17 protein-coding genes and 3 pseudogenes are annotated in these 18,497 nt (G+C 34.9%); 2 read left to right on the forward strand and 18 right to left on the reverse strand.

The features are described 5' to 3' along the window. The 16 genes and pseudogenes from N0M92_RS25410 to N0M92_RS29535 all read right to left on the reverse strand — a co-directional run. A pseudogene (locus N0M92_RS25410) lies at positions 1-157 on the reverse strand (IS110 family transposase); the annotation flags it as partial. Between the two features lie 46 nt (positions 158-203). Further along, positions 204-779 carry a TetR/AcrR family transcriptional regulator gene (locus N0M92_RS25415; RefSeq protein WP_260288415.1) on the reverse strand — a complete coding sequence of 192 codons (576 nt, stop codon included), beginning with the start codon at positions 777-779 and terminating at the stop codon, positions 204-206. A gap of 198 nt (positions 780-977) precedes the next feature. Continuing rightward, positions 978-1,115 carry a hypothetical protein gene (locus N0M92_RS25420; RefSeq protein ID WP_260288416.1) on the reverse strand — a complete coding sequence of 46 codons (138 nt, stop codon included), beginning with the start codon at positions 1,113-1,115 and terminating at the stop codon, positions 978-980. Between the two features lie 95 nt (positions 1,116-1,210). Further along, positions 1,211-2,290, reverse strand: coding sequence for a Ger(x)C family spore germination protein (locus N0M92_RS25425; protein WP_260288417.1), 1,080 nt, complete (start codon positions 2,288-2,290; stop codon positions 1,211-1,213). Continuing rightward, positions 2,287-3,351: a spore germination protein gene (locus tag N0M92_RS25430; RefSeq protein ID WP_260288418.1), complete on the reverse strand. Its 1,065-nt coding sequence runs from the start codon at positions 3,349-3,351 to the stop codon at positions 2,287-2,289. Before N0M92_RS25430 ends, N0M92_RS25425 begins: the two co-directional genes overlap by 4 nt. Beyond that, entirely contained in the window at positions 3,344-4,675 is a 1,332-nt protein-coding gene (locus N0M92_RS25435) for a spore germination protein (RefSeq protein ID WP_311202603.1), read from the reverse strand. The genes N0M92_RS25430 and N0M92_RS25435 overlap by 8 nt, the downstream gene beginning before the upstream one ends. Positions 4,676-5,214: 539 nt before the next feature. Beyond that, positions 5,215-5,550: a methyl-accepting chemotaxis protein gene (locus N0M92_RS25440; RefSeq protein WP_397443922.1), complete on the reverse strand. Its 336-nt coding sequence runs from the start codon at positions 5,548-5,550 to the stop codon at positions 5,215-5,217. A 316-nt stretch (positions 5,551-5,866) separates the two neighbouring features. Then, positions 5,867-6,516 (reverse strand): annotated as a pseudogene (locus N0M92_RS25445) (molybdopterin oxidoreductase family protein); the annotation flags it as partial. Positions 6,517-6,531: 15 nt separating this feature from the next. Continuing rightward, positions 6,532-7,452, reverse strand: coding sequence for a CobW family GTP-binding protein (locus N0M92_RS25450; RefSeq protein WP_260288420.1), 921 nt, complete (start codon positions 7,450-7,452; stop codon positions 6,532-6,534). 183 nt (positions 7,453-7,635) lie between these two features. After that, positions 7,636-8,814, reverse strand: a pseudogene (locus tag N0M92_RS25455) (GTP-binding protein). 63 nt (positions 8,815-8,877) lie between these two features. Next, entirely contained in the window at positions 8,878-10,056 is a 1,179-nt protein-coding gene (locus N0M92_RS25460; protein WP_260288421.1) for an FAD/NAD(P)-binding protein, read from the reverse strand. Between the two features lie 283 nt (positions 10,057-10,339). Further along, positions 10,340-10,696 carry a hypothetical protein gene (locus tag N0M92_RS25465; RefSeq protein ID WP_260288422.1) on the reverse strand — a complete coding sequence of 119 codons (357 nt, stop codon included), beginning with the start codon at positions 10,694-10,696 and terminating at the stop codon, positions 10,340-10,342. Between the two features lie 76 nt (positions 10,697-10,772). Next, positions 10,773-11,042: a 30S ribosomal protein S14 gene (rpsN, locus tag N0M92_RS25470; protein WP_214795881.1), complete on the reverse strand. Its 270-nt coding sequence runs from the start codon at positions 11,040-11,042 to the stop codon at positions 10,773-10,775. Between the two features lie 80 nt (positions 11,043-11,122). Then, positions 11,123-11,272 (reverse strand): 50S ribosomal protein L33, encoded by a 150-nt coding sequence (rpmG, locus tag N0M92_RS25475; RefSeq protein ID WP_098373698.1) that lies wholly within the window; start codon positions 11,270-11,272, stop codon positions 11,123-11,125. 40 nt (positions 11,273-11,312) lie between these two features. After that, entirely contained in the window at positions 11,313-12,491 is a 1,179-nt protein-coding gene (locus N0M92_RS25480; RefSeq protein ID WP_260288423.1) for a GTP-binding protein, read from the reverse strand. Between the two features lie 399 nt (positions 12,492-12,890). Continuing rightward, positions 12,891-13,109: a dCTP deaminase domain-containing protein gene (locus N0M92_RS29535; protein ID WP_397443923.1), complete on the reverse strand. Its 219-nt coding sequence runs from the start codon at positions 13,107-13,109 to the stop codon at positions 12,891-12,893. Between the two features lie 429 nt (positions 13,110-13,538). On the opposite strand from N0M92_RS29535, the gene N0M92_RS25490 reads away from it, so the two are divergent. Further along, positions 13,539-14,558, forward strand: coding sequence for a permease (locus tag N0M92_RS25490; protein ID WP_230160228.1), 1,020 nt, complete (start codon positions 13,539-13,541; stop codon positions 14,556-14,558). Continuing rightward, positions 14,558-15,325 carry a TIGR03943 family putative permease subunit gene (locus N0M92_RS25495; RefSeq protein WP_260288424.1) on the forward strand — a complete coding sequence of 256 codons (768 nt, stop codon included), beginning with the start codon at positions 14,558-14,560 and terminating at the stop codon, positions 15,323-15,325. Before N0M92_RS25490 ends, N0M92_RS25495 begins: the two co-directional genes overlap by 1 nt. Before the next feature lie 196 nt (positions 15,326-15,521). Here the strand turns inward: N0M92_RS25495 and N0M92_RS25500 are convergent, their stop codons facing one another. Next, positions 15,522-17,141, reverse strand: coding sequence for a nucleoside recognition domain-containing protein (locus tag N0M92_RS25500; protein ID WP_260288425.1), 1,620 nt, complete (start codon positions 17,139-17,141; stop codon positions 15,522-15,524). A 9-nt stretch (positions 17,142-17,150) separates the two neighbouring features. After that, complete coding sequence (locus N0M92_RS25505) at positions 17,151-18,251, reverse strand: NAD(P)/FAD-dependent oxidoreductase (protein ID WP_260288426.1); 1,101 nt, start codon at positions 18,249-18,251, stop codon at positions 17,151-17,153. Between the last annotated feature and the right edge of the window lie 246 nt (positions 18,252-18,497).

Genomic DNA, 18,497 nt, shown 5'->3' on the forward strand with positions numbered 1-18,497 from the left:
GTAAATTATCGTCTAGTTCCTTCGATCGTTTGACATGCATTGGATTCACCATGACTAGTGGGATACCGTAATGATCTAAGAAATTAGCTAAGTTCATCCAGTAGTGGCCTGTTGGCTCAATTCCAACCATTACTTCTGTTTTCTTAGCTTCCTTCATCGTTTAATTTTAGAATGAACATTCTAAAAAGGGTAAAAAAAGAAAGCTAGTCCAACACTGAAAGTGCTAGAGTGATGATGCCTTCTAATTCTTTTTTATTGTAATTAGTTTTTATTAGTACTCTTATACCTACCAAATTGTTGTGTAAGAAACGAGATGTGATATCAGAATCGATTTCTTTTGATAGCTCTCCACTAGTCTGGCCCCGTTTTATAAGGTTATTAAACATATCTTCAGTACGGTTAAACATTTTTGTAACTATGCGTCCAATTTCTTTGTCCAACAAAGATAATTCAATGGCTGCATTTACTGATAGACAACCTTTTGGGTATTGTTCAATGGAATTCAGTACGAAAAGAAAAACATCACGGATCGTCTGTTTGATGGATGAAGTACTACTAATTATGCTTTCCATCTCATTGACGATGAGCTCTTCATAGTGATTAAGGGAAGCTAAGAACAATGAACGCTTGTCACCAAATGTATCATATATACTCCTGCGGTGTATCCCCATATGATCCACCAAATCTTGCATGGATGTTTTTTCATAACCCTGTGCCCAGAAAAGCTCCATTGCTTTTCTTAATACTGCTTTTTCGTCAAACTCTTTACTTCTAGCCATTTTATTTCTCCTTAAAAAAAATCCATGAACCAATACTAACAAAAACAAACGTCATAATCTATTGTAGAATGAGCGTTCTAAAATAAACACATGAATTTCAAACCATGATTAAATGATACCCTTTTTAGAACGATTAGTAAAAAATTATAACTAACCAATAATTCCCAACGCATTTGCTACATATCACAATGTTATCCATTAACTTTCACTTAGGGGTACCGCAAACATTTCTTCACTTCGTTTGGTTTCTTCAGGATTGTTTTCTTCCACTGTTTCAATTAATGGATCAAACTCTTTTACAGATGCACTCATACCAAATAAACAAAAAACAGCCATTAGAAAAAACCATCTGAGCACCATGATGCATGGGGCTCTTGATAATGATCATTTTAAAATTAAAGCCTATCCATTTTTTGTATGATATCCAATATCTATTTGTCAATTATAGTCTTGATATTTCCCTCGTTTTGTATTGTAGTATGAATGGTAAGCTTCATTTCTAGATTGGGATAATATTTCTTTCGCCAGTCCTTCAATTCCTCATAAGGAATTTTATTTCTGTAGTATTGTCCCAAACCGAAGACATCTGCTTCTTGCTTTTGAAATCGTTTCAGCATTCCATCAAAACGATTTGCCATTACCTTTTCCAGCTCTTTTTTAATTATCGCATTGGAAACTTTTCCTCTTCTCTCTTGAATAACTACATCTAAACGAATCGTTGAGAACATATATGGAATATGATTTCTTAGTTCTCCTTTATGAAAACCTGTATTTCCAACAATCATGATGGTTGCATGTTCCATTACTTCTACCCTTCCCTTCATACTGTTCCCATGAAAGGCATTAAAAAGGAGGGTTTCTTTAGGATCCATTTTAGAAACGATTTTTCCTCTTTTCATCACTGCAGAACCTGCATATGTAACTGGGGTGTTTTCCCCTGATTTGACAATAGGAATTGCTACATTTTGAGTGTAGGAATTAAGAGCTCGATAAACATGCCATAGACGTGTTAAAGATATTTGTGGGGTCCAACCTGCATATTTCTCAAAAAAGTCATAAAGATGTATCCCTTTTTCTTGATTTTTTTTGATTGTTAAGAAAAAAGCATCTATATTATCATCACATATTGCGATTAATGTTTTTGAAGATATTTCACGAATTCTCATAAATGTGTTAATCGGTTCTTCCATCCCTCCTTCTTCTACTAATTTTCGATCAAATATGATTATCCTTATGTGCAATAAGTCTACACTGCTTTCCATATTAGTTCTAATGTCCTCTACAGCCTTTAAAATGGTTAATCCTGTTCCTTTGACAATTGTCTGTTTCTGAACACCCTCTGAAGAAATAGGAATTTGAAGTAAGACTTTGAATTTTTCTCCTTCTTTAGTAATTCCCATTGCAATCGGAAAGGCTCGATGATTAATGTCTTTAATATCCCAGCAACCACTTAATGGCATCAATATACATAGACTAAGTACTAGTTTAAAACAAATCATAATACTTCTCATGATAGTCTTTTTCTCCTTACACCGATTAGGAATATAATTAAAGGGAGTACGATTAAAATATAAAATCGGAAAGAAGTATTCCACCATAGCAACTTCTCAGTCTCTTGCCAACTAGGAATACATAAGCAAATGATAAGAATGCTAAGAGATAAGGCTACAATATGATATTTTTGCTTTAATCCCGAGAAATATTGATTCATTATTATAGAGGACTGCCATAAAAGTAAGGAAGTAAGCAACATGATAAAGGTAACTAGGCTTAACGCAAAAAACAAGGTAGCCCTGTCAAATATAAGCCATTGAAGCTGAACTTTATCCAATGTGGTTATAAAGGGAAAAAGCAGCGTACTAGCCGTTTCATTTCCAAAGGTTAAAAGAGGTAAATAAACGGATAAGAAAAAAAATGGGATAAGCAAAAAGACTGCAAACATGATTTTTTTAGAGTTATACGATATTTTTTTAGGAAGAAAACCTAAAAATGAAAAAACAATGGCGAAAGAAAAAAAACTTGTATAATAGGGAGGTTGTCGAAAAAAAGAAAAGTCGGTATCCATAATCGGAAAGGCATTATGCCAATCAATGTCTTGAAAGCAAAGCAAAAGCATAAGTAAGATTAACGGGAAAAAGATACAGAATATTAATAAGGCTGTACGTAAGATGGTTTCTATTCCTTTTACGGCGATATAAGTTGAAATAAGGAGCATTAATGTAATAATTGCCCATGTAGGAGTATTCGCTAAAAAGATAATGTTGGTCACTTCTGCATAGGCGCTAACAAGTTCAATAGTAGTTATGACTAAGTAAAGAAGAACAGGAAAAAGTAATGTGAAAGAAAAAGCTTTACCTAAGATCTTTAAAATACTAATAATATTCTGTTCGGGAAAATAAGAAAGCCCCTTTAGGTAAAGCCATAAAAATAGAATAAATATGACACATTGAATTAAAATCGGTTCCCAGTGACCTTTTTGTGTGCTGGCAATAATTCTTTCCGGATAAATGAAAAAAATAAGACCAAAATGAGACATTAACCCCATGCATATAACCTGAAGGCTTTTATCCAATTTCCCCTCTCCTCTTAGCTAAACTAATGTATGGAATTCCAAATATCTCTCGACTTGCAAAGTAAGCGCTTATGAATACCAGACCGGATAATATGCCCAACACGCCATACATTGAAGCAAAAATAACAACTACATATTTAAGTAAACGCAGGATTAAGGCATTTTGAAACCCTACAACGGTTGAATTCGCAATTGAGGTTGCTGCTACAATGATAATTAACAGGTTGCTAACCAGCTTCGCGTCTACTACTGCTTGTCCGATGACAATTCCCCCTACCATTGTTACCGTTGGACCGATGCTGAGCGGAAGCCTTATACTCGCTTCAATAATTAACTCTATAATAAGGAGCATAATTGTAATTTCAACAAAAGGGGGATAGGGTATTCCCTCCCTGCTCTGAGCAATCGATAGAGCCAGTTCAATTTTTAATATCTCAGGATTTACAGCAACAAGGGCCACATAGAGAGCTGGAAATATAAGGGTAACCAAAGCACCAAGAACACGTAAAAATCGGATGGCGCTCATAATTGGGTAAGCATAGTTCCGGTCATTCGCCTGGGCGAACATATCCCATAATAAATGTGGCAAGATAAGCGCAAAGGGAAAACCGTCAACGAATAGAATGACCCTTCCTTTGTTTAAACCATCTACTGCTTCCAATGGCATTTCTGTGTTATTAAACTGAGGGATAACCTCCCATTTTCGCACACCCATAAAACGATAAAGATGCTGAAGATAGAGAATATTTGTGTGTTGATTCATTTCAATATGTGAAATGATCTTTTTGATCATACTTTTATCTGCTCGGTCATTCAAATAAACTATTGATAAACTCTTTTTTTGATCACCTCCTACCGTATAGGTTTTAACTGAGAGCTGAGCAGAGGAAACTTTTTTTCTCACTATTCCTATATTTGTTGACATATCTTCAATAAAAGAATCTAAAGGACCTTGTAATACGTTTTCATTAGCAGGCGGTTCAATTGACCGAGTCAATTCTTTAGGAAGTGGTTCAAATTGCAACATTATATTTTTTTCTTTTGAATAAACAATGAGTTTACCCTGAAGAATAGACTCTATTGCTTCTTCACTATTTATTTCAACACCTTTTCTGTTGAAAAGAGTTCTTTTTACTTTTATTGAATGAATCACTTCACTGGTATCCATATCTTTTTTTAATATTTCTTTTGTTTTTATAAGGTTAACTATTGAATGTAAACCAAGTAAAAGGACTGCTTCACCATCCAAAATAAACGGTTCTATGAAAAAGTCTTCTGCATCTTTAAAAGCCTCATTTATTTCTACTATTATTGAGTTCGTGATTTCTCATCTTCCCTTTCAAATTTCATTATTTCTTTTTTCATTTTCCCCCTTTACATGTGATTTATACAAATACCAAACTAGGTGACGTCTGAGATATGTTTTTTAAAGCCACAACCACCTATTCGCATGCACATTGCATTAGAAATAGTTCATTCCGAAAAGGTGTTGTATCGCTTCGGGGCATTTTTTTAGTTAAGCTTTGAAACGAGAAATCATCTCCTTCAATTCCTCCGACAATCTGATCAAGGAAATTGTTGCATTTGGAACCTCCTCAATTGAGGCCAATTGCTGCTTACTAGCAGAGCAGCTGCTGTTTCAGTACCAGATAACTTTTCCTGTGACCCTTCAGCAATTATTTCTATGGTTTGCTGTAGTTCTTCAAAACCATTATTTATCTGGGTAGAGGCTGCCACTTATTGAATCTGAGATGTTACCTGCTCAATTAAAATTAAAATTTCTTCAAAGTTTGTTACGTTTCTTCAGAATGCTTTATTCCCGAGTCTACGTTATCTCTTACATTTGAATATTATTAAAACGGTCTAGTTTGATTCATTTTGGATGATTGAAACAAGCTTATGGATATTATTTGCAAATTGTGTTGTTTGATCGGCTAATTTTCTAACCTCTTCTGTAACAACTGCGAATCCTTTTCCATTCTCCCCGGCTCTAGCTGCCTCAATTGCAGCGTTTAATGCAAGTAAATTCGTCTGACCTGAAATATCAGTAATTAGAGTGGAGATTTCTTTAATTTTTGTCGCGCTAAATACTAATGGGGTGACTCCTTTATCCCCCATGTCAACAGACAGATTGATAGATTTCATCTGCTCGAACATTTCTTTTACTGAGCTTGCAACACTTTCAGCTTGCCCTCTCATATTTGATGATACTTCTGCTACCTTTGATGTATTCGAAGCAACCGAAACGATGCTATTTAGTGAATCAGTAACCGCCTTTAGACAGTTAACTGTCAACTGGCTTTGTTCACTATTGTTCTAAGTTATCGCTTGTATCGTTTCCGAGATGTGATCCGATGTTACTATAGACTGTTCGGTACTAGCCGAAAGCTCTTCAGAAGCAGCTGCTCTTACCGCCTTGCCATAAAAAAAGGAATTCCACAATCGGATTCCCTTTTCTCACGTCTTCTTTTAATTGTCAAAATAGTTGAAAGCTCTGTCATTCTGACAGTTTTCAACCTTTAACCCGGTCCGTAACAAGCGCCCTTACTTTAACCTGTCCATATGGTGAACTTAATCTAACTAATGTACCGTCACTGAGATTGCGTTCCTCCGCCAATTCGTGCGATACCTCCAGCCATGTGCCAGGTACCTTATGGATAAGTCCTTCTGTCCGGTACCTCATATTTCCTTCATGGAAGTGCTCAAGCAAACGTCCATTGTTTAAATCTTTTTCAAGTGAAGGTGATGCCGGTAAAACAACATCGGCAAATTGTGCCGTTTTCGAGAAGAAAATATCCTGTACGACAAAGAAGTTTAATTTTTCAAATGCACTTTGAACATGGTTCGAGTTTGCATCCACAAGCCCCATTTCTTCTCCAAATAGATAAAGGGATTTTAATTTTCCTTTGTGGATTGCCTCTACCATGTGGTGTGGTTGTCCATTCCAGGATCTTTTGGAATTTCAACGCCCCATGCTTTTTCATACTTTTCTCTAACCTCGGCATTTCCGACTGGCTCATAACCAGGAAACCATGATGGCATTGTACCGAAATCACAGGCTCCCTGTACGTTATTGTGGCCTCTTAAGGGATAGGCACCTGTACCTGGACGGCCATAATTTCCTGTAATCAGCAATAAATTTGATATAGCAGTGCTTGCGTCTGTTATTCACATCTTATTTTATTTAATATCGAGATCTTTTAATTGAGAATAAACTTCCCTACTGTCTAGATTTTCTCCAATAACAACGAAATGATTTTTAAAAGCAATATCTTGTGGATAATAAGAAGGTACCCCGTATGTATATTGGAATAGATTAACTTTTCCTTTTTCTTCCTCGAATCGAACAAAGCCTTTTATTCGGTGAATTGTAACAGGAAGTTTCATTAACCAATTTTCAAAATCTGTTTTTTTAATTTCATTCGTAAAGGTATAGGTTAATGATTGGATATGCAGACGTTGATGAACATTCAACTTCTCAAATTCACAAATGGAATTACGATTGGAATAAGGGATACCTGATAATGATATGTTCGAAAAATTAGTTATATGAAGAGTTGCACCTGGATTTATTGATTTTAAATCAGCTTTAATTTGCTCCAATTCTTTTTTACTTAACCGAATAGCTTTATTGATGATCAAGGTATCTCCATGTTTTACTTGCTCTTCATATAAGCGATTCAGTTGAGGGCTATTTCTGCTCCTTTGTAACCATCTGTATGCATCAACCGTTGTTATGATGGAGCGTATGGATATACGATCAGCAATGACAGGAGACAGACAAGCATCCAGGATTTCAATAGGATGGGCCACACCAGATGCCTCTATGTATATTACATCAGGTTGATGCATATTGAATAATGTTAATAAAGAGATTTCCAATTCATCTTTAGCCGTGCAACAGATACATCCATTTAACAATTCCTGTAGAGGAACCTTGTCCCCTATAATGTCTGAATCAACGGATTTCTCGCCCAATTCATTCATTAAAACTGCCACTTTTCTTCCGCTACCTTTTTCATCCATTAATAGATTCTGCAACAAAGTAGTTTTTCCACTTCCGAGAAAACCACTTATGATAACTACCTCTACTTGTGCCATTTTAACTACTCCTTAATAAACATGTTGCTTAAAAATTATGTTAGTAATAATATGTCTTTATTTGATGCAAACTTTTGTTTTCCTTTTCACATGGTTTTCATGTTTGCTCATTTTAAATAAACTAATTTCCACAGGAATTGAATACTTATCATATAATCTCACCTATTCATAAACTGAATTATCTTATACCTTCCAAGTAAATGGGTCTGGAAACCCTGCCCAGTTGCTTTCTAACTCACCTACCGTTAACAAGCATGCATCCAATTCTTTTGTGAGTTTTCTTGTGTTGATATCCATCCCAATGAAGACTAGCTTAGTATGACGATCTCCATACTCAATATCCCATTCCTTAAGGATTTATGGTTCATTATTAAATATCTCCTCCTGTTGTAGTTCCGATAGAGAGGAAACCCAATAAGACAATGGCTCAAGTGTCACTGATGGCCCTGCTTGTGAAAATAGCAAAGCTACATTATTTCTGGTCGCACACCATGCAATCCCTTTAGCTCGTACTATTTCTTTAGGCATTGTATGTATCCAAGTTGAAAATTTCTCTGAATTAAAAGGCAATCTTCTTGCATAAACAAACGATGATATTCCATATTCTTCGGTCTCAGGTGTATGTGCAGCATACCCTTCATTTAATTCTTGAAGCCAACCTGCTGAACTGCTTGCTTTATCAAAATCAAACAGTCTAGTATCCAAAATGTGCGTTGGATCTATCTGGCTATTTTCTGTACGGATCAGCTTAGCATCAGGTTGTAATTAACGTAATACATTCTCTAATTGATTTAAGTTTTCATCCTCTATCAAGTCACATTTATTAAGAATGAGTACATCGCAAAATTCAATTTGATCTATCAATAAATCAGCAATATTTCTATCATCACTCTCGCCTACTGCTCCCTTTCTATCCAGTAAGGAATCCCCTAATTGAAAGTCATGCCAGAATCGATTCGCATCTACAACCGTAACCATAGTATCCAATCGGCAATATTTAGTTAAATCGATACCCATATTCTCATCTATATATGAAAATGTTTGTGCTACGGGAATAGGCTCGCTAATCCCAGTTGATTCTATGAGAATATAGTCAATATCTCCTGCTTTAGCCAACTTTTCTACCTCTTGAAGTAAGTCTTCACGTAAAGTACAGCAAATGCAGCCGTTGGACAATTCAACAAGCCTCTCTTCTACCTGAGAAACATGGCCACCTTTTTTGACCAGTTCGCTATCAATATTTATTTCACTCATGTCATTTACTATCACTGCTACTTTTAATCCTAGGCTATTTTTTAAAATATGATTCAGTAAAGTTGTCTTTCCTGCCCCTACATAACCACTTAATACCGTAACCGGAATTTTTTTATATCACTTCCCTCACCATCTAATAAGTAGTAATCATTTCGATTTACACGATATGTTTTAGCATAAAGAATTTACAATTAAACTTGCAGCTTGACGTGCACCAGAAATATTACGTGCTATAGGACCGATTTCAAGTTCTGCTAATGCACCTGTCACATATAAGTTTTCTCCCCATTGTAAATTTTTTGAAACAATAGGATAACCGCATTCTGCACACCTTAAATGATATTTTTCTATAATAGGTTGTATTAGAGATTTACCGGGTAAAGATGATTCAAAACCAGTAGCTAATATTACCATTCCAAAGGTTCCGATTTTATTATTTTTGTCGTCGAATAAGTGCACCCTTTTATCTTCTATTTTTATCGCCATCACTTCATGATCGGCAACACGGATTGTTCCTTTTCTTATACTATTTTTTAAGGTTGCATATAAATCTTGCGGAAGTGACCCTCTATGTCTGGCGTTTTTGATTTGTTCTCTTCGCATTCGGTAGTCCGTTATTTTTCGATACCCCGTCTGATTCTTTGGTCCAAGCCACGCTGGATCACTATCAAAGGTATGGATTCGAAAGGGGTGCCTTTTTATTAATGTAACTTCAGCAGGAAAATGGTTTGACATTTTTACAGCTAGATGTGCAGCTGTAATGCCACCACCTATGATAGCAATAGGTGTCATAATTGAAGTGAAATCCAGTACTTTATCATCGAAAATATGTAATACCTTATCTGGGTTTCTTTTCTTCAAATCTCTTGCCCATTCAGGCCACATAAGTTGTTCACCTATCCCCAAAGCTAAGACAAGATTTTTCCCATATACTTTCTGCCCATTAGTTAAGGAAACAGACCAACGATCATCTGTCTTTTCAAGGGTTAATGCTTCTCCTTGTATCCAAGCTTTTTTAATTGCTACCTCTTCCATAAGCTGATTACAGTGTTCATTGAAAGCATCAAGTGAAGGACGTTTATAATATCCGTACAGAGCTGTAGGCCAATCCTTTTTGTTTCTTTTCACGTAGCTTTTTAAACTATCTGGTTTAACATCGATGTGGTGTACAACCGGTGACCGAAGGAATGGCATTGATATGATATCAGCTCGTTTTTTCCACTTTTCCAAAGGCCTAGCATTTTTATCAATAATAGCTAACTCATTAATGGTTACCTTGCCAGTCTTTAATAAAAATGTGGCTAATGTGGTTCCCTGTATGCCGCCTCCAACAATAATCCACTTAAACATAACTACCTCCTTATGTATAATCAATATCATAATTACTTAATGTAAGAAGACGCAATCCTTATATGCAAATTCTCTCCATTTGTTGTTTCTCATCAATATACCTAGTTTATAGCATGCATCCAATGTTAAATTGTGAGTGTAAACGGGACTGTGCATAGTGCACTAGTCACCAGATTAGTCTTTTTCCCTTATCTCAAAAGGAAATTAATGAAGTATCATTGGAAGATAACTCAATACTTAAATTAGAATGGTTCAGTTATCTTTAGCGCAGATGGTTTTAAGGTTAAGATAAGAAGATAAATGCTCGCTGGGTAGTTTTATCGGATTGCTTAAATTTATCGGTATAATCAATCCATTTAATTCGATTACACCGTTCATCTATAGATTTATCTATTTCCATTTGTGCCTCATCCATTATTTCCTTTATTGTAGAGATATGGAGAGAGAAGTGATCTGCTGCCGCTTTAAATGGAGATTTTTCAATCATTAACTGAAGAAACTGCTTTTCATCCACAGAAACTTCCTCTAATTGATATTCCATACTCTCAATATACTGGTAAACTTCTCTGTGTATATCAGGTAATTTTTTGATAACACTGCGAAGTAAAAATTCCATTAAGATAGGATTAATCTGCTCCATATTTTCACCCCTTAATATTTACATAAAAACACCAACCACCAGATTTTAACATCCGGTGGTTGGGAGATTGAATATTTTACCAACTAGCTTTCTTCACACCCGGTATTTGACCTTTGTGAGCATACTCTCTAAAAGCAATCCTAGACATTTTGAACTTTCTTAGATAACCTCTTGGCCTTCCAGTTACTTCACATCTGTTCTTAAGCCGTGTAGGTGAAGAATCTCTAGGAAGTTTTCTTAGTGCTTCAAAATCACCTTTTTCTTTTAACTCTGCACGAATGGCTGCATATTTCATCACCATCTCCTGCCTTTTTTGTTCTTTAACAACTTTTGATTTTTTCGCCATAATAATTCTCCTTTTACAAATCGAAACGATTACGTTTTACTATAAATGCTTTTGCTTTTTTAATTTATGCTCTTAATACTTTATTTGGTTTCTCTGTGTAACGTACGTCTTTTTAATCGTGGACAATATTTCATTAGTTCAATTCTATCCGGGTTATTTCGTTTATTCTTTGTAGTAATATAATTGCGATCTCCAGTTTCCGTACATGCTAACGTAATATTAATTCTCATCTTTTTTCCTCCTACATTGTTTTAAATTTACTCATATTTGTTAAAAAGAAGGTAGTGGGTCTTTAAATTCCGACCAATCTTGATTCATTTCTGCTTCCGAAAGTAAGCATTCGTCCAAGGTTTTTTCAATTTCTTTTTGATTCATATTAATTCCAATCATAACCAATTCAGTTAAACGGTCACCAAATGTTTCGTCCCAATTATCCAAGAGTTCTGGTTCATCTTTTAAAATTTGCATTCGCTCTTCTTCGGGATAGCTCACTATCCAGTTTCCTGCTGCCTGAATAGTTAGAGAAGGTCCAGCTTGCGAGAGAAGTCCGGAAATGTCGTTCCGAGTAGCTAACCAAAGAAATCCTTTAGAGCGTACCACCTCTACTGGCCAATTATGTATCCATTTCATTAGCCTTTCTGGGTGGAATGGCTTATTTCGGCGATATACAAATGATGCTATACCATACTCTTCTGTTTCTGGGACATGCTCTTCATTTAATTCTTTAAGCCACCCTGCCCCCTGACTGGAGGTCTCAAAATCAAAAAGTCCTGTGTTTAGAACCTGAGTAAGTGGTACACGTGAATATTCACTCTCAATAATACGGGCCTCTGGATTGAATTTTTGTAAAACTGATTTTAGTTCTTGAACATTTGTTGACGATACTAAATCGACTTTGTTCAGTACAATCACATTAGCAAATTCAATTTGATCAATTAATAAATCGGCTATTTCCCTCTCATCAGTTTCATCAACTGCCTGCTTACGATCCAATAGAGTTTCTCCTGATGCGTAATCATGCCAAAAACGATTAGCATCTAAAACGGTAACCATAGTATCCAGCTTACATAATCTAGACAAATCTATTCCCAAACTTTCATCAACATAGGTGAAGGTCTGAGCTACGGGTATTGGTTCACTTATTCCACTTGATTCTATAACTATATAATCAATATCTCCTAGCTGTGCAAGCTTTTCCACTTCAATCAGTAAATCTTCTCTAAGCGTACAGCATATACAGCCATTTTGCATTTCTACCAGTTTCTCGTTAGTTTTAGAAAATCCCCCTTTTTTAACCAAGGTAGCATCAATATTTACTACACTCATATCATTGACAATGACAGCTACTTTAAGATTATCCCGATTAGTTAAAATGTGATTTAGTAGTGTTGTCTTTCCTGAACCAAGATAACCACTTAGTACTGTAACTGGAATTCTTTTCGAACCCACATTTTCACTCCTTTCAAAAAGCACCCATATATAATTAATTGAATATAACCACGTATATACAAATCGTAAATATTACGATTTAAAATGTAATAATACACAGCTATACTTTATTATTAAGGTTTGCTTTTTCTTTCCCGCTATGATTAATAGCTATACCATTATAAATCGTAACAATTACTATTTACAAGGTTTTTTTATAAATAACATCTTTCATCTCTTTCTTTAAGGTTCTAAATCCTTATTAATTCTACTTGAAGTCGCATTTTTTTGACCAAAGTATTTACCATTGTATAATTTTGCTTGTTGATCCACTTCTGTAAAGACAAGTTGACAAATTCAACGATCTATATTAATTTTATCGGGATTCTATTCGCGTAAAAAAGCTCAAGGGGTTGGGGGTTATATTCCCTTCAAAACCTGGGTCAATTCAACCCACCCTGCATTTTGAATAAATAGTTCCAAGCTGCCTACTGAACTTCTCCCTTCTAAGAACGCAGTAATATTACCCAGAATTTTAATCCATTCTTTTGTAGTAGCTCGAAGGAATGAGTACGGTCGTATATTAATGGACTGCCCATCCTCAACAACAATTTCGCGGTACTTTGCTGAAAGTATCATGTTATCACCTTACCTTTTTCTAAAACTACATGGAATTCCTCTTAATTTAGTTAAGTACAAAAGTTCTGTACAATTTAGAAACCATTTAGTGATCACATGATTGGTCCCTAAACAAGTCTCTAGAAAAATTCATTTTACGCTGGAATACTTTGAAGAGTACGAAAATATAATAAATCGTAATCATTACGCTTTGTTCTATAACCATATATTATTTACTTTCATAAATCAATTATTTATAAGTGGTTAAAGACAAAAAAACTACTTATTTTCTATCAGAGAGTCTATCAAGAATTTACTAAACTTTGAGTCTTTTTCTTTTAACAACTATGTCTACTTGAAAAAAAAGTGAGCATGTTGAATAAAGACAAGCATATGCTTTATTAACATAAATCGTAATTATTAAGATTTGTAAGGAAGGTGGTTCTTAATATGATGCGTTTTAAACGCTATTCGGCAAATCTATTATTTTTTATCCTATCACTTCTTTTTCTAGGATTCTTCTTTTTGGGAGAACGCTTTATTCCGACTCAAATTAATCTATCAACCATGCCAATGCTGAATTCAATGTTCGTTGTATTTTTAGGACTATTCTTAGAATCCATTCCCTTTCTCTTTCTTGGAGCAATCGCTTCCTCGTTCATACACTTATTTATTAGTGAAGAATTAATTCAGCGAATGATACCAAAAAAACCAATTGCCGCACTCTTTTGGTCTATCGTTGCCGCACTGATCGTACCTGTATGCGAATGTGCAATTATACCAGTCGTTCGTAGGCTGATTATTAAGGGTGTCCCTATACATGCAGGTGTCGTTCTATTAGTCACTGCACCCATTTTAAATATCATAGTATTTGGATCTACCTATTACGCTTTTCAAAAGAACCCAGAAATTATATATGGACGGGTCATCATTTGTATACTTACCGCCATTATAGTAGGTGCATTCGTTTATATTTTTTGTAGAAAAGACATTATTAAAGAAAATGCAAATGAGCACAATCATACTCAACACGACCACTTTTCCTCTTTATCACATAAATTAACTCATTTAATTAATCATATTACTGATGAGTTTTTTATGGTGGGGAAATATTTTATCATAGGTGCAGTATTTGCCAGTGTGTTTCAAGTTTGTGTTGATAGGACAATACTAGCCGAACTTGGAAATTCACAAATCCAAGGAACAGTACTGATGATGGGAATAGCATATATACTCTCCCTTTGTTCATCAGCAGATGCTTTTGTGGCTGCCTCCTTTTCCCATAGTTTTTTACCGGGTTCAATTTTGGGATTCCTAGTATTTGGGCCTATGCTCGACCTGAAAAACACTCTTATCATGATGTCATGCTTTAAATGGCGTTTTGTATTTATATATATATTGCTAGTCTTCTTAGTCGTCCTTAGTTTATGCCTGTTAGCAGGGGTCTGGATCAGTAGAGGAGGTTTGTAGTGAAAAATATTACTTATAAATTTGAAGCGTTATTGTTGCTTGGATTAGGTCTAATGATTTTCAAGCTATATGTATCTGGAAATTTAACTCAATTAATTGCTCCGAAAATGCTGTCATACTCATTAATTTCCTTAGCAGCATTTTTGATTGTGGGATGTTTACGAATGAAAAAAGAAAAAAAGAATGTTCATTGCTGTGGATGTGAAACAGATCAAGAGAAATCAAAGTCGTCTCTTACCTCCATTTCCAAATATGGTCTATTTTTGATACCAATTTTACTTGGGTTTACATTGACTAATTTCACATTAAGCGAAGATGTATTGGCAAAGAGAGGAATTGTTCAAAAACAGATTCAGTCTGACGATTCTGCCAAGAACGAAACATTCCATCAACATGATGTAATAAAAGTTGACGATAAAAATTATTTTCAAGTCTTGGACTATTTAATGACAAATATTGAAGATATCGAAGGAAGAAAAATAGAAATTTCAGGTTTTGTATATCGAGAGAATCAGTTTCCGAAAAATCAAATTGCTATTGCTCGCCTTTCCATGACCTGTTGTATCGTTGATGCTAACTTATATGGTTACCAGGTTAATGGTCATGTAAAAAAAATGAAAACGAATAGTTGGTACACTATTAAAGGGAAATTAACTAAGGGAAGCTATAATGGTGAGACCGTTCCAGTGATCCAATTAATCACTTCTAAGAAAATCCAAGCTCCAAAGGATGTCTTTTTATATGAATATGTAGATATAACCGAATAGTATAGACAGGCTATTACTAATATAAACAAAAGTAAGAGCAGCTTTTGATAAAGTCACTATCAAATCTGCTCTTACTTTATATAGTACTTTTTAATAGTAAAAAGTACTGGGGAATAAATAATACAATTCATTCCATATGATTCTTTCCTCTAACTTCATCATTTGGGTTTATTATTTATGATAGTAAGTGAGAAACTTAATTATACAACGATAAAAGAATGGAAAACAAAATAACGCTTAAAATACTTGTTATCATTTGTTTTCCAGCTAATAAGAATGCCTCTTTAAAAGAAAGTTCTTTCATTATTTTTACTAAGGTTACTAAACAGGAAGTAAATGTACTACAGAGGAAAACCGCAATAAATAGTTCTCCTACTGCTATTTGTTCTGCCATAATTCCGGAACCTTCATTCAATAATAATATTCCGTCCTTACGGAATAAACTTGCAACAAATGCAGGGGCTATATCAATAGATAAGCCAATAACAACCAATAAGGGTGCGATAAACTCCTTTAAAATTTCCATCCATCCCAGAAAATCAAATAATGAAGCAACCAGGCAAATAATTAAAAAAATTGGCATAGCTTGGACAAGAAATTGACTTAAAACAGGCTTTAGTCTATAGGATAAAGTTTGTCCGGAAGGCCATTGCAAGAAAGTCTCTCTTTTTTTAAACATTGGTACCAATGTTTTTTTATTCCAAATTCCCCCGTGAATAAGTGATATTAATATCAAGATGAATATATACGGGATAATAAGAAAGATATGTCCTGAAGCACCAAAGACAGATAGAGACGCTCCTAGCTGATAGCTACAGGCAGAGCCAAAGGAAATAACTGAAATACAGTTCTTCCTAGTACAAATGTTGCAACTTCGACTAGATTGTATTGCAACAACATTGCATCCAAAACCGTTAATGATAGGAACAAGATCTTGTCCGGTTAAACCAACTTTTCTCATAAGTGGATTAAGTGCATCTGTAATTTGATCCTTTAATCCACTTTCTTCTGTAATCGCAATAGCTAAGCCGAATAAAATCACAACTGGAAAAGCCCAAATGAAGGAGTAGATTCCCAATGATAGTAGTCCAAAATCTCCAAAGAGCACAGTTTTTAAGGTTTCAGAAGCCCCTCCACTCCATCTAATAAGAGAATTAACAATGGTTGATTCTACAATGCCCTCTACTCTTTTTGAAAACTGGTAGGCTAAAAAGATTGGGAGGGAATAGATAACTAGTAAAGTTATAAGAGCCACATAAGGCCCTAAGATTCGCACTTGGAACAGTGATTTTAAGTCCTTTATTTTTTTTATACGTAAATTATTAATTTCCACACTTTCTGCAAAAGTAACTGATCTTGCTAACTCACGTATTTTATCCCCAACTCTTGAATCAACTCTTCGTGTGTCCATTATAAATAAAGGGAATTTGTTTTTTTCTTTAAAATCATTTAATTCATTTAGTGATTCTTGATCCATTTTATCTTCAAAGCTAACTATGACAGCAATCGGCTTATCTTCAAAAGGGAAAACTTCTGTTAAGACTTCAATCTCCTCTTTAAAGTGGGTGCCTCTAACTATAAACCAATATTGATCTGCAGATTTTATCATTTTTCTTGTATATTGACTTGAGACTAATTCACTTCCTATACGGATTCCAGGTGTATCCATATACCGGGTCTGGTTTTCATTCACTTCTAGTATTGTAGAGGTAGATCCTTTAACATTAGATCCCTGAGTAGGGAATTTTTTTTGTAATAATCCTTTGAGTAGCGTAGTTTTTCCTGATGATTCTAAACCTAATAATACAATTTTCATATTTATCTCCTAACAGGCGCACCCTTTCTCACAACAAGATAAGTCATCAAGGTACATGGCAGACTTCTTATACATTTCAAAAACCTCTTGATTGCGAGTAAGATTATGATGGAAAAAGATATCCTCAGCAATAATGGCAAACCTTTGGCGGAATTTATAAATAAAACAAAAAATTGTATTACTTTGCCTTACATTCGGTCCAATCAAATATACTGAAGGGGCTTGCGTGGACTCATCCTTTTCAGTTAAGATTGGTAATCCTTCTTCGTTCCATTCAAATAACTCCTTGAATTGCTTCGCACCGCTCCCAAAACCAGTACAGATAATTGGTTCCCATTTTGTTTCTACAACATCACCATTCTCGAATTGAATGAGAAACATGTCTTTTTCATCGTCCTTTTCGACGGAGATTGCTCTACTCATTGGATGTTCAAAGATTCTATTAAGCGCTTTTGTTGATTCAAGCCTTTCTCTTGTAAATGGCGATAAGGTCCTACTAGGATCTACCTCAATATCAAACCACTGTTTCGCAGAGTAATATACATCCACTTTTCTCCCTTCTTTATTTAAGTGATAGGCCGCATCCGCTGCGCTCTCACCACCACCAATAATGATTCTATCCCCTTCAATTTCTTTCCATGAGGTAACATCGCCGTAATGTATACCATATTTAAAAGGACGTTTTGGAAATTGGAATTCGCCACAAGCAATAATAACTGAATCTGAGAAAAAACCATCACCCTTCTCGCTTGTTTGTACCCAATACTCTTCTTCCCTTTTTTCTACTTTATGTACTTGTGTATTTTCACTAACTGGCAACTTGTAGTGTTCAACAATCATACATAAATATTCGCCATATTCCTCCCCTGATAAGTGTTCTTTTCCAAAAGTATATGCAGGTGACGTATCAGGTAAAATCGCGTTTAAATCTAAATAACTAAAACCATGAGCAGTAAAAGATGGTGTGATAAACCTTGTTTCTTCAGGCCATTGAAAGAATGTTGAACCAACTTGATCCCTCTCTAAAATAATAAAATCATCTATTCCATTCTGCTTTAATAGAACACCCATACCAATCCCTGCTGGGCCTCCTCCTATAATCGTAATCATGTATATTCCTCCTTTTATAAAAAGCTAATTACTACTGCTAAATGAATCTCGTTAATTATGAATCCTATTTTCCATTTTTCCTTGTTCTATTTCACAACATAAATCGAAATAATTACGATTTACATTATAAAGTTTAGAGAGAATCTATAGATATAACCTACTATTACAGTTCGAAGTTGAACTTGTTTATGTTATGTGAGTAATTAGGGCAATATTTTTAATTAACTATTGTATATCTATCATTCA

It is taken from the genome of Peribacillus aracenensis (genome assembly GCF_025175645.1).
Classification (GTDB): Bacteria; Bacillota; Bacilli; order Bacillales; family DSM-1321; genus Peribacillus; species Peribacillus aracenensis.

Coding starts and splice junctions, on each gene's coding strand:
- N0M92_RS25415 (WP_260288415.1), bottom strand. CDS start 779: ATGGCTAGAAGTAAAGAGTTTGACGAAAAAGCAGTATTAAGAAAAGCA.
- N0M92_RS25420 (WP_260288416.1), bottom strand. CDS start 1,115: ATGGCTGTTTTTTGTTTATTTGGTATGAGTGCATCTGTAAAAGAGTTT.
- N0M92_RS25425 (WP_260288417.1), bottom strand. CDS start 2,290: ATGAGAAGTATTATGATTTGTTTTAAACTAGTACTTAGTCTATGTATA.
- N0M92_RS25440 (WP_397443922.1), bottom strand. CDS start 5,550: ATGAGAGGGCAAGCTGAAAGTGTTGCAAGCTCAGTAAAAGAAATGTTC.
- N0M92_RS25450 (WP_260288420.1), bottom strand. CDS start 7,452: ATGGCACAAGTAGAGGTAGTTATCATAAGTGGTTTTCTCGGAAGTGGA.
- N0M92_RS25460 (WP_260288421.1), bottom strand. CDS start 10,056: ATGTTTAAGTGGATTATTGTTGGAGGCGGCATACAGGGAACCACATTA.
- N0M92_RS25465 (WP_260288422.1), bottom strand. CDS start 10,696: ATGGAGCAGATTAATCCTATCTTAATGGAATTTTTACTTCGCAGTGTT.
- rpsN (WP_214795881.1), bottom strand. CDS start 11,042: ATGGCGAAAAAATCAAAAGTTGTTAAAGAACAAAAAAGGCAGGAGATG.
- rpmG (WP_098373698.1), bottom strand. CDS start 11,272: ATGAGAATTAATATTACGTTAGCATGTACGGAAACTGGAGATCGCAAT.
- N0M92_RS29535 (WP_397443923.1), bottom strand. CDS start 13,109: ATGATACTTTCAGCAAAGTACCGCGAAATTGTTGTTGAGGATGGGCAG.
- N0M92_RS25490 (WP_230160228.1), top strand. CDS start 13,539: ATGATGCGTTTTAAACGCTATTCGGCAAATCTATTATTTTTTATCCTA.
- N0M92_RS25500 (WP_260288425.1), bottom strand. CDS start 17,141: ATGAAAATTGTATTATTAGGTTTAGAATCATCAGGAAAAACTACGCTA.
- N0M92_RS25505 (WP_260288426.1), bottom strand. CDS start 18,251: ATGATTACGATTATAGGAGGAGGCCCAGCAGGGATTGGTATGGGTGTT.